Genomic DNA, 17,586 nt, shown 5'->3' with positions numbered 1-17,586 from the left:
ATTATGAAATAATATAACAAAAAACTGCAATTTCCCGTCAAGGAAAACCCTCCCAAAAATGTAGGAATAAAGGTACCATTAGGTTACTGAAATACATTAAAGGAGGGTTTTATTTATGAAACGAATGTTAGCAAGTATTCTGTCACTGATGCTTGTATGCGGTCTGATGACCGGCTGTCAGAGCAAACCGGCGGAATCCGGGGAAAGTAAAGATAACACAGAGCCTGCAGCCGCAGACGAAAAAGAGAGCGGCGATCTGCCCACCATCACCTTCTATCATCATTACTACCAGGATGACGCGGTGGATGCCAAAGCTATGCGCGCATTGTTTGACGAATTTGCCGAGCTGCACAAAGACGAGTTTATCTTCAAACCAGTTCCCGTGGAGGGAGATCCGGAAGCAGTATACAACAAATGTATACAGGAAATAGCCAGCGGCAGTTTCCCGGATATCGTGGAGACCGGCGGCTGGAATGTAGTGCCGGCAGCCAGCGAAGCGGGACTGATTATGGATCTGAAGCCTTACATAGACGCGGATGCCGACTTTAAGGCCGGAGTAGGCGTTAACTATGACCAAAACCTGGTAGACGGTAAAATCTATACGGTGCGGGAACAGCTGGAAACCATGGGCTTCTGGTATAACGAAGATCTGTTCAGCAAAGCCGGCGCGGATACTCCGGATCAATGGCAGTCCTGGGACGATTTTGTAGCGGCGTTTGATAAATTGAAAGCGTCACCCGATGTTAAGACACCGGTTTCACTGAATCAGGGATGGCCTACCAATATTATGTTTATGGCACATCTTCTGGGTACCCAGGAGGGCCGGGATTTTATCGACACACCTCTTACCACATTTGACAATGACGCGTTCAAGGGTACGGTTGATTTTGTTGAGAAACATGCGCTCAGCCAGATCGACACCGCTTATTTCGGAGCGGCCGACTCCGAATCCTACCGCGACGACTTTTTAAACGGTGACGCAGCCATGCTGTTCAATGGAGTGTGGGAAGCCAGCAGCTTTGTGGGCGACGGACTTAAGATCGATCCCGCAGTGGTAAAACCAGCCGTGTTCCCTGCCAGTGAGAACGGAAAACATGCGGCAATCATGTCCGCTTCCTGCGGCTATGTCATCAGTGATAAGTTAAGTGATGCGCAGAAGGATGCAGCCGTAGCGTTTGTGAAATACATGTGCAGCCCTGAAGTGTCCGAACGTATTTTTACCGAAGTTCTGGCGATGCCCGCATATCTGGGTCTGGATTATGATCAGTATATCAATGACGAAAGCGCGGATCCGGTAGTGCGCAAGTTAGCAGAAGCGTGCAAGCAGTGTGCCCAGGCAGATTATCAGACCTGTGCCATGAGTTCCCTGTGGGGCAGTGATGTGGAAATGGAAATCGGCGGAAAGTATGCGGCCATGCACGATGGGAGTAAGACAGCAGATCAGATCGTGGCTGAACTGGATGAGACTTTGAATTAGTCTTGGCAGAATAACAGCAGGGCTTGGCCTCAAGCCCTGCTGAATTAAAGCTGACCGGTATCAAAGGAGGGAGTCTGCCGTGCTTAATACGCGCAAAAAGAAAAATTGGCGCAGGAGCGTATTTATCTTTGCTTTTTTGCTGCCGGGGATGTTTTTGTTTTTTGCAATCTATGCCTATCCGCTGGTGAATATATTTGGAAGCTCATTCTGCGAGTGGAACTACAAGAATCTTCTGCATCCGGAATTCCTGGGATGGAATCATCTATTTGACAACTTTATCCGATTGTTTACAAAAGATACTCATTTCAAAACGGCTCTTATCAACTCCTTAAAGTGGATCGGGCTCACCGCCGTCATTCAGGTGCCGTTTTCGATCCTTGTGGCTCTGGTGTTAAGTAAAAAGCGAAAAGGCTGGGCACTGACGCGGAATGCCTTTTTAATACCCAATATCATTTCCACAGCTGCCATTGGCCTGATTTTTCTAAATCTGTATGATCCGGCCAATGGGTTGATTACGGATCTGGTCCACCTGATTGACCCGGACCTGCCGTTAAATATCCTGGCAAAACCGGGAACGGCGTTCTGGGGCGTTACCTTTTCTTATATTCTGTTCGGAGGGACCAACTGCCTGCTGCTGATGTCGCAGATATCGGCCATCCCACAGGAACTGTACGAGGCGGCCCGGATCGACGGCGCGTCTGACTTCCAGACCGACTGGAGGATTACACTGCCGTTACTTCGGCCTATGATCGGTACGGTGCTGGTGTTAGCGTGTAATTACGGCCTTCTGCTCTACAATGAACTGTTCCTGCTGACCAAAGGAGGGCCTGACGGCGCCACTTACAGTCTGAGCCTATATGTATACCAGACATCCATGGGCAGTACAAAACTAAACTTTGCGCTTGGGAACGCGGCGGGCGTGATTCAGGTAATCATCGGTCTTGTACTGGTACTAAGCATCAATAAACTGCTGCGTACCGGTGAATCGGATTTATAGGGGGCCCGAAGGGCATGTATTAAGAGTACCTGTCAGGTATACCTATATGCGCGGGAAAACGTACAAACGTACGCATGGAGGAAAATATGAGTAAATTAAACAGAAATATACACCGCCATGGAGCAGCCGGGACGATTCTATGCTATATGGTCATGTTCCTTGTGCTGGTGGTTTCCCTTTATCCACTTATATGGGTTTTTATCTCATCCTTCAAAGAAGTGCCGGGAGGGCTGGGACTGCCGCACCCATGGAAATTTGACGGCTATATCTCTATATTTACAAAACTGAATATTGGGGCCTATTTTGCAAACTCACTGTTCATAACGACACTGTCAACAGCTGTCAGCACGGTGGCGGTCACTATGGCAGCTTATGTCTCTGCGAGAATGAATTTCCGTGGAAAGGGGCTGGTGACGCTGATGTTCGCGTCGACCTTATATGTGCCCTCGATCTCCATCAGTTTTCCGATTTACCGGATGATGAGTTCCTTCCATCTGCAGGACACCCGCTCGGCGGTTATCTTCGTATACAGCGGCCTGAATATCGCGATCACCTATTTTGTAATCCGCAGCTATTTCCTGACCATTCCCCGGGAAATGGAGGAGGCGGCCCAGATTGACGGATGCGGTTATTCCCAGACGTTCTGGCGTATCATATTCCCGCTGGCAAAACCAGGTATCGCCACCGGTGCGATCCTGGCGTTCCTGAACAACTGGAATGAGTTTTATTTTGCGTCCCTGCTGCTCACCAGTAAAAGCAAAATGACAATTCCGGCCCTGCTGGGCCAGTTTAAAGGCACTTATTCCATGGACCGCAACGGTATGTTCTCAGCCATCGTGGTTTCCGTGCTGCCTACGATACTCTTGTTCTGTGCCTGTTCGAAAGTCTTTATCAAAAGCCTGACGGCCGGCGCGGTGAAGGGGTAACAGAGGATCATATCGGTAACACAGTTCAGATTATATGAAAGAAAAAGGGGAGGTTACTATGAACCATTTAAGAAAAATTCTGGCTTTATTATTAACGGTTTGTCTATGTATATCCTTCAGTTCCGTTTCTTTTGCAGAAGAAGACGCTGGTCCCGCTGTCTACTATGTAGATCAAGCCGCCGGTGACGATACCAACACAGGCTTATCCGAGACTGCCGCCTGGAAGACTCTTGACAAAGTGAACAGCACAGTTTTTCAGCCGGGTGACCGGATTCTGTTCAAAGCCGGATGTACCTGGAACGGCGGGCTCGCGCCCAAAGGATCCGGCAGCGCCGGAGCACCCATTCAACTGGATAGCTACGGACAGGGTGAAAAACCGCTGATTCTCGGAGGGGAAGCGGATAAGAAAGTGGTATCCCTGATTAACCAGGGTTACTGGGAGATCAATAACCTGCGCATCAGCAGCAGCGTGACCCACAACAACGACCGCCGCACCGGCATCTGGGTGGAAAATAAAAACCAGGGTACGATCGAACATATTTACATAAAAAACTGTGAAGTGTTCAATATTCCTTCCAAAGATACCAATAGTGATGTGGAATGCCTCTTCGGGGGAATCAGCATCACCGGATATGGTTCTTCCTCCAAGTACAATGATGTGCGCATAGAGGGCAATTACGTGCATGACTTGTGTAAAGGCGGCATTACTACCTATACATTTAATGAGGACCGGAATGTGTGGGATGCGGCCTTTGGTTATTCCACGAATGTGTATATCGCCGGTAACACGGTCCGCAATGTGAAGGGCGACGGTATTGTGGCCAAAAATGTGGATGGGGCGGTAATTGAATACAATGTGTGTGACGGAGCTGCCAACGGGGGAGCCGGCAGCAGTGCCCAATACGGCTGTTACGCCGGTATCTGGGGCGCGTTCTGTAAAAACTCCGTATTCCGGTACAATGAAGTGTATAATACCCACAGGTTCCTGCCCGGCAATAATGACGGAATGGCCTTTGATGCGGATATTAAGTGTGAGAATGTTACATTTGAATACAACTACAGCCACGATAATGAAGGCGGGTTCTTCCTGGATATGGGAGACGCTGTCAACACAGTAGTGCGCTATAATATCAGCCAGAATGACCTGAGCCGGTTGTTTATGTTCTCCAGTAATTCCAAGCTCCATGTCAACGCTTATAATAATACATTTTATATTGGCGAGGGTCTTTCCACGGAAATTCAGGACAGCCATTTTGCATCGGCCGGCAGCAATGTAAAATACACCAACAATATATTCTATAATCTGGGATCCGGTGCCTATAATCCGGGGAACGCTGTCTTTGCCAACAACTGCTTTTATGGAAACGGTAACAAGCCCGGCGGATCAGGGAATATGATAGCCGATCCTGCGCTTGTCTCTCCGGGAACCGGAGGAACGGGCATAGACTTTTTAAGCGCCGGCCGTCTGTCCGGCTATCAGCTGACGTCAGCATCACCCTGCATTAATACAGGCGAGGCAATGTCCGGAAACGGAGGCCTGGATTTCTGGGGCAACGCGCTATATGATGGACAGCCGGATATCGGGGCCCATGAGAGCGCTTATGCGACGCCGGATCAGGGCGTACAGCTGCAGATTAATGATAATGATGAGAAAATCGCTTATCAGGGGAGCTGGACCTATGACACCGCATGTACCGGCGGTTATTCCGGCGACTCCCATTACACGAACAGCGCGGGAGCCGCAGCGGCCATTTCATTCAAAGGGACCGCAGTGTCCTGGATTGGCCAGAAGGACGTCAACTATGGAATGGCGGAAGTCTACCTGGACGGTGTTTTGAAGGAAACCGTGGACTGTTACGATGCCCGGAATATTTACCAGCAGGTGCTGTTTTGCGCGGTGGATCTGACGCCTGGGGAACATACGCTGCGCATCGTGTGCAAAGGACAGAAGAATGCATCTTCTCAGGATAACTTTATCGATGTAGACAGTATATTATATACGAGCAGTACCGCACCGAACCTGGTGGATAATGCGGGATTCGAGAGCGGAGCCGCTTATCCGTGGGGACCTTACAACAGCGCTTCCATCGTAAATCAAAACCAGCACTCCGGAAATTATGCTGCAAAGCTGGCGAAGAATAGCAGCTATGAGCAGAATATATCCGTAGAACCCAACAGTAAATACGTACTGCGTGCCTGGGTGAAAGTAGCAAACGCAGGTTCCGTGATGACACTGGGGGTAAAAAACTTTGGGGGGAGCGAGATCTTCTCCACTACCACAGATACGCAGTACAGACAAATCACAGTCACATTCAACACAGGGGAGTCAAATCATAATGCAACTATTTTCGGTTTCCGGCAGAACAGCGGCTCCGGCGACGGATATCTGGATGACGTTACCTTAGAAAAAGTCACGGATCTTAGCAGCTATGAGCCTCTGCAGAACGCAGCCGCGCCTCTTAGCATTCCTACCTATGAGGGAACTGACCAGCCGACCCATCCTTCGGTAGTCCGGTTTGACCAGCCCTGGAACGGTTATACCTATTGGATGGCAATGACTCCGTATCCATTTAACAATGGTGCATTGGAGAATCCTTCCATCGTCGCTTCCAATGACGGAATTAACTGGGAGGTACCCCAGGGAGTCACCAATCCTCTGATTGATACGCCCAGCAAGGGCCATAACTGTGATGTAGATCTGGTCTATGTACCGAATGCCGATGAACTGCGCATGTATTACGTGGATGCCGATGACATCATCAGCTCCAGGATAAAAATGATCCGTACCACAGACGGTGTGAACTGGTCGGCGCCTGTGACCGTCTTAAAGGACCTGATCAAAAAATATAGTATGCTGTCCCCGTCGATTGAGATTCTTCCGGACGGCACCTATATGATGTGGTATGTGGATGCGGGAAATACAGGCTGGAACAACCAGAGCAATACGGTAAAATACCGCACTTCCTCAGATGGAATCTCCTGGTCGGGAGCGGCCACCTGTACGGATTTTGTCCAGCCCGGATACCAGGTCTGGCATATCGACGTTCATTATGATGCGGCCAGCGGCAGCTATTATGCGGTATTCCCGGCTTACCCCAACGGTACGGACTGTGATTCCTGCAAACTGTTCTTCGCAGTGAATCGGACAGGGAATAAGTGGGAATTCTTCAGCAAACCTATCTTAAAATCCGGCAACAGCGGTACATGGGATGACTACTGCATCTACCGGTCCTCCATGCTGATGGAAGGTAACACGCTGAAGGTATGGTACGGCGCTAAAAAGCAGGAGGATTCCTCCTGGCATATCGGGCTGGCCCAGCGGGATTTTACAGAGTTCCTGAATGCGCTTGAATAGGAGTAGGCTTGATCCACAATAAATAACAAGGAGGTTTTTCTATGGCGATACTGAAAAATGCAATTACACCCGAATTGATCCCGTCTTATGACGGCTCGAACCAGACGACCCACCCATCGGTATTATACTTTCCCGACGGCTTTCAGGGATATGAATATTGGATGGCCATGACCCCTTATCCTTTCAACGACGGAGGATATGAAGATCCGTCGGTACTGGTATCCCGCGACGGGCGTTCCTGGCAGGAGCCTGTGGGCGTCACCAATCCGCTGGTGCCGCGCCCGGCCGTAGGCCATAACTGTGATGTGGAACTATGCTATGAACCAAAGCTTAAGGAACTGCGTCTGTACTACGTGGAGGCGGATGATATCAGGAGATCCTGGGTAAAGCTTCTGCGCTCCCGGGACGGCAGCCATTGGGAGGGACCGCAGGTCGTACTGGAAGACCCCGGCCAGATGTACAGTATATTGTCACCGGCGATTCAGCAGAGGAAGGATGGCAGCTGGCAGATGTGGTATGTGGATTCCGGGAATACCGGATTTGAAAATCAGAACAATAAGGTGCGCAGCCGTATCTCTTTGGACGGACTGCTATGGGGAGAGGAAACCACGTGTAATGACCTGGCACAGCCCGGCCACCAGATCTGGCATATCAGTGTGTGGAGAGATCCGGCCACGGACGTACTGCACGCGTTTTACCCCGCGTATCCGGACGGTACAAACTGCGATTACTGCAGTCTGTTCTATGCCCGCAAAGACCCGGGGCAGGACTGGGAAACCTATAGCGATGCTGTGCTGGATCCGGGGCCAAAAGGCGCATGGGATGACTTCTGCATCTACCGGGCATCTTTTCTGCTGGATGAACCGGGCGATAAGCTGAAACTCTGGTACGGCGGAAAAAAGAAGAGTGACAGCTCCTGGAACATGGGACTGGTGGAGACGTCCTATACTGATCTGCGCAGACAGCTGCGGACGAAGATCGTGACATAGGTGTGCCTATATGGAGGTAAACATGAAAAAAATAACTGCAATTTTATTAGGAGCGGGCGCCCGCGGCAATATCTATGCCCATTACGCCAGGGAATGCCCCGAAGAATTTCAAATCGTGGGAGTGGCCGAACCGGACCGGGCACGGCGGGAACAGTTTGTGGAAGAGTACGGGATCGCCCCAGAACACGCCTGCGAGAGCTGGGAACAGCTTCTGGACCAGCCTAAATTTGCCGACGCCTGCCTGGTCTGCACACTGGACGACATGCACACAAAACCAGCGGTTCAGGCCCTCACCATGGGATACCATGTACTTCTGGAAAAACCGATGGCGAGCACAGAAGCCGAGTGCCGCCAGATCGAACAGGCGGCGTCCGGAAGCGGATTGGTGCTGAGTGTCTGCCATGTGCTACGGTATACCCCCTTTTACTCTAAAATCAAACAGCTGCTGGACGAAGGGGTACTGGGCCAGATGCTGTGTATACAGCAGATCGAAAATGTAGGTTACTGGCATCAGGCCCACAGCTTCGTGCGGGGCAACTGGAACAACAGTGAGACCACAAGCCCGATGCTGCTGCAGAAGAGCTGCCATGATATGGACATTATATCCTGGCTTATGGATTCACGCTGCAGCAGGGTATCCTCCTTTGGCAGCCTGACACATTTCAAACCCGAAAACGCGCCCCGCAAAGCGCCGGCGCGATGCCTGGACGGATGTCCGGCTGCTGGCATCTGCCCCTATTACGCGCCGCGCTTTTATCTGGAGCATCCCCGGGCGGAGAAGGACGGCTTTGTGAGCGCGATCACTACGGATACCACGAGAAAGGGGATTCTGGAAGCGCTGGAATCAGGCCCCTACGGCCGCTGTGTCTACCACTGTGACAATAATGTGGTGGATCATCAGGTGGTAAATCTGGAATTTGAAAACACCGGCACGGCCAGTTTTGTGATGACTGCATTCACGCAGGACTGTAACCGGACATTAAAAATAATGGGTACCAGGGGCGAGTTAATCGGGGATATGGAGAAGAACGAGATCGTCTATCAGGTGTTCGGGGCTCCTGATCCCGTCCACATCACGGTGGAGATGCCGAAGGTAAAAAACAGCTACAATCACGGAGGCGGGGATTTCTTTCTGATCCGGGATTTCGTGCGCGCAGTGCAGGCGGACGAAACCGCTCAGAACAAGACGACGGCGGCCCAGAGCCTGCAGGCCCATCTGATGTGCTTCGCGGCAGAAAAAGCCAGGAACCAGCATATGGTTGTGGATTTGTAATATATGAAAGTAGAGCGGGCAGGCGCAAGGACGGCCCGCTCCTGATACTTGGGGAGACTGTCCGAAAACCAGGGCGCAGCCCGCCAGGTGTCCGCTCTGTACGGACGTATCCTATGGGGGGGAGCAGAAATACGGTACAAAACCGGCGGTTATTTATGTTTTAATCATCCTGGTCATCTAAATTAGAATAGAATTCTTTTTTCCATTTGCATCGCGCGCGCAGCCGTTTACAACGCTGCCATTTGACTACGCAGACCCATATGGCGAAAAGGAGGGCAAGGAAAAGAATGACGGCGGCTATTATATAGACCGCTGTTTTTCCTGCGCTTTTTTTCTCCGGTTCCGGGGCTTGAGTGGTACTGCCGGTGCTGTTTTCGGAAGAGACGGAGGCGCTGACAGACTGAAAGGTATAGCTGGGGAGTGACGGGGCGGTCAATTCCAGGCTGGTCGATCCGACGAAACGGCTGCCGTACCGGAAGTTGAGAAGACCGACGGAGGAATCTTTGTATTTGCTGGGCCCGTAGACCAGTTCTTCTGTCAGATCTGAAAAAGAAGCCTGGTTTGGAATTATGACATAACCATCCTGTGAGACATGGAGCATGGATTTGTCCTTAATCAGTGAGGATTCCCGGTAAACGGATGATTGGCTGTAGATAGATTCGTTTTGGGCAATATTTATTTTTTGAAAATGATCAAAACCAAAATCTAACAGTGATGCCGTATCTACATATACCTGTCTGCCTTCGGTTTTCATAGTCACACAGATCAGTTCCATACCGCCCCGGGAGGCGCAGGTTACCAGAGTATTTCTGGCTATATTGGTATATCCCGTTTTTCCGGAGAATGCACCGTCATAGTGATATTTAGAGCTGGTCAGCATTTTGTGATGGTTGTACATGGGTATCAGGTCTGGCTGTGTGTCGCTGGGAGGGATTTCATAGAATACCGTTCCGGATACCTCGCGGAATGTTTCGTGTTTTAACGCTTCTCTGGTGATGAGCGCCATGTCATAAGCGCTGGATACGTGATTTTCATCAAAGAGTCCGTTGCAGTTAGTAAAGTGTGAATCGGTACATCCCAATTCCTGCGCGCGCCGGTTCATCATGTCGGCGAAGTTTTCGATCGTGCCGCCGATATGGATCGCTACCGCATAGGCGGCATCATTGGCGGACGCCAGCATCATGGCATAGAGGCAGTCTTTCATAGTAAGCTGTTCATCGGCATCCAGCGCAATATGGGACCCTTTTTCCGGCATATGCGCCGCTTCATAGGGGACGGTCACCATCTCGTCCAGGGAACAGTTTTCCAGAGCCAAAAGAACAGTCAGTATTTTTGTAATGCTGGCCGGGTAGTGCTGGTCATGCATATTTTTATCATATAATACGGTACCTGTGGATACTTCCATGACGATTCCGGATTCCCCTTCGATACCCGGTCCCTGAGGCCAGGATATGTCTCCGGTAGATTCCTGCGACGTCTGATCAGAAGATGCCTGACCGGAGGAATCACCAGAATTGTCCGTTTCCGTGGCAAACGCAGTCAGGAAGGTCGAAAAAGAGAGCAGGACAGAAAGTCCCAAAGCAAATAGGGATCGTAATCTATATTTCATAATAAGATAAACTCCTTAATTAACAATTTTGTAATATTTACATTATATGTCATTTTATGACAGATGGCAAGATTACAAATATGGTTGAAAATGGAAACAAAAAACGAATGAAATGACAGATTGGAACGAAAGCATAACCGTTCTGAAAATTGACAACTTTTCGAATAGGATGACCACAATGTCAAAAATTATGCGAAGTTTCGACAATTCATGAAAGCTTACCGAGTAACTCTATTTAATATTTTGTTACAGATTCTTCATTTGTAAAAAAAGTACACAATAGATCCAAATTTATTCTAAATATTAAATTCCCTATGTTTGCTATACTGATACCAAATATTCAGACCTGTATGGGGCATGGCTGATGAAAATCGGGAGGGAATTTTATGTGGAAAAGGTGTAAAATGGCGCTGGCAGTCATACTAACCGTATGTTTCTGTACCGGCGGTATGTTTGTACAGGCCGCGGAACCATCGGGAGAGGTACCGTCTGCGGAAGAGCTGTCTGTAGAAAATGGTTTACTCTTAGATTTTAATATGGATTCTATAGAAAATGGATCTGTGACCAACTCGGTAGATAACCGGGCGTTTGCTGTACAAGGGAATTCGCCGGTCCTTGTGGAAGGCAAAGATGACCTCGGTAAAGCTCTGCAATTTGACGGCGGCACCAATTATATTAATTTGGGAACAGACTACCAGGTGGCCAGCGGAAAAGTTACCATTGCCGCCTGGGTTAAGGTGGATCTCAATCCAAATGGTTTAAGCCGGATTATTTGCCGTTCCCGTACGCCGGTAATGGGGGAAAAGGATTTATCTTTGTATATTCGAAACAATGGTGCTTTAGAAGCGCAGATATCCAGTAGCAGTTGGACAGCGGCAGATGCGGGTACGGTATCCCTGGGTCAGTGGCAGCACGTAGCGGTAACCAATGATGGGACTACACAAATATTGTATTTAAATGGCGCTCCGGTGAAGGCAGAGACAATTTCGGAAGGTCCGGCAGACCAATGGGATGTACCTCTACTAATCGGTGGAGGATGGAACACGCAGGCTACCGCACCTTTTACGGGACATATGTTTAAGGGAGCCATAGATGATTTAAAAGTTTATGATCGGTCCTTATCCGGGGAAGAGATCCAAGGACTAGCTAAAATAAACAGAGCTGAAATAGAAACGCCGAAGAGCTATCAGATTATACAGAGAGAGGAGGATGGAACAGCCGCCATTCCGGTTAACGGGAAAATGTTAGGGAATCAAGCCGCCGATGTGGAAATTACACTGTTGGATTCTGCAGGTGAAAAAATAGAGGGTATGGAACCGGTGCAGGCTGAAGTCGATCAAGAAACATTTCATGCAGTAATACAAAAAGTCCCCACGGGACTATATAGAATTCAGGTAACTGGAAAAAGTGATGGAACGACAATTTTCCAAAGCACACTGGCTCCGGTAGGAATCGGGGATTTATGGATAATCGCTGGTCAGAGCAATGCGGCCGGTTACGGCCTCTATCTGCCGGAAGAAGACGTAAACAGCGCCGGGGATGACCCTTCCATGGAGGGTGTACACCTTTACCGTTGGGCAAGCGGGTCCTGGAGTCTGGCGTCCCAGCCGATCGGGGAGGTACAGTCTCCGGCAAACCACGCACCGGGACTGGCTTTTGCAAAAGAGATCAGACGAATGGAAAATGTTCCCGTAGGTATTATGCAGGTCGCGGTAGGAGGCAGCAGTATTTCAGAATGGCTAAAGGGCGGAACCTATTATGACCGTATTTTAGACTGTTTCGATCCTGAGAACCGAAAAGCGAAAGGCATGTTTTGGTATCAGGGCGAGGCTGAAACACTGTCTACTTCCGATGGGTCTGTACCCCAGGAGAATGTAGACGCTTATGCCGGACGTTTTACTCAATTGATAGAGGATTTGCGCTCGGATTTGCATAATCCCAGCCTGACTGTAATTACGGCGCAGCTCAATAGTCATGCCGACCGTGATCACAGGCATCCGCCGGCATCACTCTGGTATCAGATGAAAGAGATTCAGCGCCAATTAGGTGATCCGCAAAGTGAAATTTATATTCCTAATACAGCTGTAATTTCTACCTCTGGTTTAAAGCTGAGCGACGGAATCCATAACAGCGCTAACAGTAACGTCATTTTGGCAAAACGTATGGCGAAAGCCGCATTAGCCCTGGCATATGGGGATGAGATCCCATGGGAACAGCCGAATCTTAGCTATGGAGTTATCAAAGATCGTACGATTCTTCTGACCTTTCGTTACGCGGATGACGGGCTGAAGGCAAACGGCGCCATTACTGATTTTACTGTGCGGGACGACAACGGTACTGTGCCTATCATAAATGCGCAGATAGACGGCTGTCATGTCAGATTGAAAGTGGGCCGGGAACTTTCAGGAGTGGTGAAAATAGATGGACTGGCTGCGGTGAAACCATCGCCAAGTGTATGGAATCAAAGAAATGAGCCGATGCTGGCGTTTTATGACGTACCCGCGCAAATGGTTAACGCCGCCAGGCTGAATCAACTGGTAAGTAAAACAGATAGGCTTGAGAAGGATTCTTATACTGCAGGGAGCTGGAGCCGGTTACAGGCAGCGCTGTTAGATGCGAAATCAGCTCTTAACAATGAATATAGCGGACAAACAGTGTTGGATAAAGCAGAAGGAATGTTATCAGAGGCTGCCGACGGATTGGTAGTGATCAAAAGTCTGAGAGATCTATATTTTGCGAATCAAGATAAAAGTAACGATAATTATACGGTCGCCAGCTGGGAATCTTTCCTGACAGCGCTTAAAAAAGCAAAAGAAGTATTGGAGAATGCAGAAGCGACCCAGGGACAGGTGGATACAGCATATGGCGATCTTACGTCGGCAGCTGACGGCCTGAAAGTGATTCGCGTCGAGAAAAATAGATTATTACAGCTATATCAGGCGAATAAGGATAAGAGTAATGATAATTATACGGCCGCCAGCTGGGAATCCTTCCAGAGCGCTCTTAAAAAAGCGAAAGAAGTATTGGAAAATCCCAAGGCCGTCCAGGGGCAAGTAGATACGGCATTCTCCGATTTGCAAACGTCGATAAACAACCTCAAGACCAGGGAAAGTGGCGGAACCATATCTAAGGAGCAAAATTCCGGGGATAACCTGCAGGCCCCCCTTACAGGCGATGAATCTCATTTTCTTTTTCCGATTCTGATGCTTATCTTCGCAGGCGTGATCATAACATACATATGGAAGAAGAAAAGAGTTCATAGCTGATTCCAGAACATCATTTTTCCAAGAATTTATTCTACTAAAGGCTGTCTCTCCCTGTGGACAGCTTTTCTGTCGGAAGCTCCTATCCGGCTAAAGAGAAATCATCGTCTAAGGAAAAAGAAAGGATTCAGGCCTGAAAATGCCCTGAAAAAAAGGGTTTTCCTTGACAGAATGCGGATTTCGGACTTATAATATGTTAACGTATAGCTACTATATGTTGATATGAAAAAACGCAGACGGAGACAGTAAGATATTCCAAACGCAGCAGCGAGCCGGGGAGGGTGAAAGCCCGGTGCCAGTCGGAATATTCCGAAGATCACTCCTGAGTTTCAGCCTGAAAACCGCCCGGCGGCCAGTAGGGACTGACGGCATTCCGCCGTTACCGGGAACGCGTATGATGGTATGCGGTGATAGGTGGTACAACGGAGTCAATGCCTTCGTCCTGTTCGCAGGAGGGAGGTTTTTTTATTTCATTGGGGAGTGCTCCTATGAAATAAAGTTGTTCAGTAGAAAAGATGCATCCTATAGTCGCATCCTATTAAAAAAGTCAGTTTTTAAATTACTAAAGGAGGGAATTCAATTGTACGACAAAGTATCAACCGACCTGAATTTTGTGGAACGGGAGAAAAAGACAGAAAAATTTTGGGCAGATCATCACATCTTTGAGAAGAGTATGCAGGACAGAGAAGGATGTGATACTTATACATTCTATGACGGACCGCCGACAGCAAATGGAAAACCCCATATCGGACACGTGCTGACACGTGTCATCAAAGATATGATTCCCCGTTTCCAGACGATGAAAGGACACATGGTTCCCCGGAAGGCAGGCTGGGATACACATGGACTGCCGGTGGAGCTGGAAGTGGAGAAACAGCTGGGGCTGGATGGAAAGGAGCAGATCGAGGAATATGGCCTGGAGCCTTTTATCGGTCATTGTAAGGAGAGTGTCTGGAAATATAAGGGCATGTGGGAGGATTTCTCCGCTACCGTTGGTTTCTGGGCGGATATGGAGCACCCTTATGTAACCTATCACAACGACTATATCGAATCTGAGTGGTGGGCGCTAAAACAGATCTGGGAGAAAGGCCTGTTATATAAAGGCTTTAAGATCGTGCCCTATTGCCCCCGCTGCGGGACCCCGCTGTCCAGCCACGAGGTGGCACAGGGCTATAAGGATGTCAAAGAGAAATCAGCCATCGCAAAGTTCAGGGTGAAAGGTGAGGATGCCTATATCCTGGCCTGGACCACCACGCCCTGGACGCTGCCGTCCAACGTGGCGTTATGTGTAAACCCGTCTGAGACTTATGTAAAGGTAAAAAATAACGGCGAAATCTATTATCTGGCACAGGCCCTGACAGACAGCGTGCTGGAAGGCGATGTGGAAGTGCTGGAAACCTATGCGGGGAAGGATCTGGAATATAAGGAATATGAGCCTCTCTTCCCGTTTGTGAAGCCCAATAAGAAAGCGTACTATGTTACCTGTGATAATTATGTCACTCTGACCGATGGTACGGGTATCGTTCATATTGCTCCGGCGTTTGGTGAAGATGACTCCAACGTGGGGAGAAAATATGATCTTCCCTTCGTTCAACTGGTGGACAGCAAAGGCGAGATGACGAAGGAGACTCCCTGGGAGGGGACGTTCTGTAAAAAAGCCGACCCGCTGGTGTTAAAGGATCTGGAAGACAGAGGCCTTCTGTTTTCCGCACCCAGTTTTGAGCATAGCTATCCTCACTGCTGGAGATGTGATACCCCTCTGATCTATTATGCCAGAGAGTCCTGGTTCATCAAGATGACGGATGTGAAAGAGGACCTGATCCGGAACAACAACACCATCAACTGGATTCCCGAAAGCATCGGAAAAGGCCGGTTTGGAGACTGGCTGGAGAATGTACAGGACTGGGGCATCAGCCGGAACCGTTACTGGGGGACACCTTTAAATATCTGGGAATGTGAATGCGGCCATATGCACTCCATCGGCAGCATCGCGGAATTAAAAGAAATGTCCGGCAACTGTCCGGATGACATCGAGCTCCACCGTCCGTTCATCGACAACGTGACCATCCGGTGTCCGAAATGCGGGAAAGAAATGCACCGGGTGCCGGAAGTGATCGACTGCTGGTTTGATTCCGGGGCCATGCCTTTTGCGCAGCACCACTATCCGTTTGAAAATAAGGATCTGTTCGAGCAGCAGTTCCCCGCGGACTTCATATCAGAAGCTGTGGATCAGACCAGAGGATGGTTCTATTCCCTGCTGGCTATCTCCACGCTGATCTTTAACAAGGCGCCCTACAAGAACGTGATCGTTCTGGGACATGTCCAGGATGAAAACGGACAGAAGATGAGTAAATCCAAAGGAAACGCGGTGGATCCCTTCGACGCTCTCAATACCTACGGGGCGGATGCGACCCGCTGGTATTTCTATATCAACAGCGCGCCCTGGCTGCCGAACCGCTTCCATGGAAAAGCGGTAACCGAAGGACAGAGAAAGTTCATGGGTACGCTGTGGAACACCTATGCGTTCTTCGTGCTGTACGCCAACATCGACCAGTTTGATGCGACAAAATATAAACTGGAATATGAGAAGCTGCCGGTAATGGATAAGTGGCTTTTGTCCAAACTGAACACGCTGGTGCAGACAGTGGATGACAATCTGTCCAGCTACCGGATCCCGGAAGCAGCCAGAGCACTGCAGGAATTTGTGGACGATATGAGCAACTGGTATGTCAGAAGAAGCCGTGAGAGATTCTGGGCGAAGGGAATGGAGCAGGATAAGATTAACGCCTATATGACGCTGTATACCGCCCTGGTAACCGTGTCAAAGGCCGCTGCGCCCATGATTCCTTTTATGACGGAGGATATCTACCGGAATCTGGTATGCAATATTGATCCGGCCGCGCCGGAAAGCGTACACCTGTGTGATTTCCCCAAGGCCAATGAAGCCTGGATCGATAAAGAGCTGGAAAACAACATGGACGCGGTGTTAAAAGTGGTGGTTATGGGACGTGCCTGCCGTAATTCCGCCAATATCAAGAACCGCCAGCCCATAGGGCAGATGTTTATCAAGGCTTCCTTTACCCTGCCTGAATTCTATCAGGAGATCATCGAAGATGAGCTGAATGTGAAAAAATTAAGCTTTACGCAGGACGTCAGAAGCTTTACTTCCTACAGTTTCAAACCGCAGTTAAAAACGGTTGGACCTAAGTACGGCAAGCTTTTAGGGGGCATTAAGCAGGCGCTGGCCGATGTGGATGGGAATGCCGCAATGGATGAGTTAAACGAAAGCGGCAGTCTGAAATTGAATATTAGCGGTCAGGATGTCGTATTATTGAAAGAGGACCTTTTGATCGACACGGCGCAGATGGAAGGCTATGTATCGGAACAGGACGGCGATGTGACGGTAGTTCTGGATACAAACCTGACACCGGAACTGCTGGAAGAAGGATTTATCCGTGAGATCATCAGTAAGATCCAGACTATGAGAAAAGAAGCCGGATTCGAAGTGACCGATAAGATCAGGGTTACTTACGGGCAGAATAAAAAAATCGCGGAGCTTATGACAGAACACGCGGATGAGATAAAATCAGAAGTACTGGCCGTATCCCTGAGCCAGGAGGCTGTACTGGGATATACCAAAGAATGGAATATCAATGGGGAGAAGGTAGTGTTCGGGGTGGAGAAACAATAGACTTCT

General features: G+C 49.2%; 9 protein-coding genes. 8 read left to right on the top strand and 1 reads right to left on the bottom strand.

What is annotated here, in order from left to right; translation table 11 throughout:
- The first annotated feature begins 115 nt into the window (after nt 1-115).
- The 6 genes from KTH90_RS06175 to KTH90_RS06150 all read left to right on the top strand — a co-directional run bounded on the left by KTH90_RS06175 (nt 116) and on the right by KTH90_RS06150 (nt 9,017).
- Nucleotides 116-1,477 (top strand): ABC transporter substrate-binding protein, encoded by a 1,362-nt coding sequence (locus KTH90_RS06175; protein ID WP_158350518.1) that lies wholly within the window; start codon nt 116-118, stop codon nt 1,475-1,477.
- Between the two features lie 79 nt (nt 1,478-1,556).
- On the top strand, nt 1,557-2,474 hold the full coding sequence (locus KTH90_RS06170) for a carbohydrate ABC transporter permease (protein WP_238726457.1): 918 nt from the start codon (nt 1,557-1,559) through the stop codon (nt 2,472-2,474).
- An 86-nt stretch (nt 2,475-2,560) separates the two neighbouring features.
- Nucleotides 2,561-3,400 carry a carbohydrate ABC transporter permease gene (locus tag KTH90_RS06165; protein WP_158350520.1) on the top strand — a complete coding sequence of 280 codons (840 nt, stop codon included), beginning with the start codon at nt 2,561-2,563 and terminating at the stop codon, nt 3,398-3,400.
- 58 nt (nt 3,401-3,458) lie between these two features.
- A complete protein-coding gene (locus KTH90_RS06160) occupies nt 3,459-6,755 on the top strand; it encodes a carbohydrate binding domain-containing protein (protein WP_238726456.1) in 3,297 nt (1,098 codons plus the stop codon).
- A 41-nt stretch (nt 6,756-6,796) separates the two neighbouring features.
- Nucleotides 6,797-7,744: a hypothetical protein gene (locus KTH90_RS06155; protein ID WP_238726455.1), complete on the top strand. Its 948-nt coding sequence runs from the start codon at nt 6,797-6,799 to the stop codon at nt 7,742-7,744.
- A 22-nt stretch (nt 7,745-7,766) separates the two neighbouring features.
- Nucleotides 7,767-9,017 (top strand): Gfo/Idh/MocA family protein, encoded by a 1,251-nt coding sequence (locus KTH90_RS06150; RefSeq protein ID WP_238726454.1) that lies wholly within the window; start codon nt 7,767-7,769, stop codon nt 9,015-9,017.
- A gap of 160 nt (nt 9,018-9,177) precedes the next feature.
- On the opposite strand, the gene KTH90_RS06145 is transcribed toward KTH90_RS06150, so the two are convergent.
- Nucleotides 9,178-10,626 carry a D-alanyl-D-alanine carboxypeptidase family protein gene (locus KTH90_RS06145; protein ID WP_158350528.1) on the bottom strand — a complete coding sequence of 483 codons (1,449 nt, stop codon included), beginning with the start codon at nt 10,624-10,626 and terminating at the stop codon, nt 9,178-9,180.
- Between the two features lie 386 nt (nt 10,627-11,012).
- Here KTH90_RS06145 and KTH90_RS06140 point away from each other — a divergent pair, with 386 nt between their 5' ends.
- A complete protein-coding gene (locus KTH90_RS06140; protein ID WP_238726453.1) occupies nt 11,013-13,892 on the top strand; it encodes a sialate O-acetylesterase in 2,880 nt (959 codons plus the stop codon).
- Between the two features lie 577 nt (nt 13,893-14,469).
- Nucleotides 14,470-17,580, top strand: a complete 3,111-nt coding sequence (gene ileS / locus KTH90_RS06135) for an isoleucine--tRNA ligase (RefSeq protein WP_238726452.1) — start codon at nt 14,470-14,472, stop codon at nt 17,578-17,580.
- Nucleotides 17,581-17,586 lie beyond the last annotated feature (6 nt).

The sequence above is a fragment of the Diplocloster modestus genome (genome assembly GCF_019042245.1).
Lineage (GTDB): Bacteria > Bacillota > Clostridia > Lachnospirales > Lachnospiraceae > Diplocloster > Diplocloster modestus.
Note: the sequence above shows the minus strand (reverse complement) of the source record. Positions and strands in the feature narration are given on the sequence as shown.

Bases quoted from the DNA above. Each gene is read 5' to 3' on its own strand.
- KTH90_RS06175 (WP_158350518.1), top strand. From the start codon at position 116: ATGAAACGAATGTTAGCAAGTATTCTGTCACTGATGCTTGTATGCGGT.
- KTH90_RS06140 (WP_238726453.1), top strand. From the start codon at position 11,013: ATGTGGAAAAGGTGTAAAATGGCGCTGGCAGTCATACTAACCGTATGT.
- KTH90_RS06165 (WP_158350520.1), top strand. From the start codon at position 2,561: ATGAGTAAATTAAACAGAAATATACACCGCCATGGAGCAGCCGGGACG.
- KTH90_RS06150 (WP_238726454.1), top strand. From the start codon at position 7,767: ATGAAAAAAATAACTGCAATTTTATTAGGAGCGGGCGCCCGCGGCAAT.
- KTH90_RS06160 (WP_238726456.1), top strand. From the start codon at position 3,459: ATGAACCATTTAAGAAAAATTCTGGCTTTATTATTAACGGTTTGTCTA.
- KTH90_RS06155 (WP_238726455.1), top strand. From the start codon at position 6,797: ATGGCGATACTGAAAAATGCAATTACACCCGAATTGATCCCGTCTTAT.
- KTH90_RS06145 (WP_158350528.1), bottom strand. From the start codon at position 10,626: ATGAAATATAGATTACGATCCCTATTTGCTTTGGGACTTTCTGTCCTG.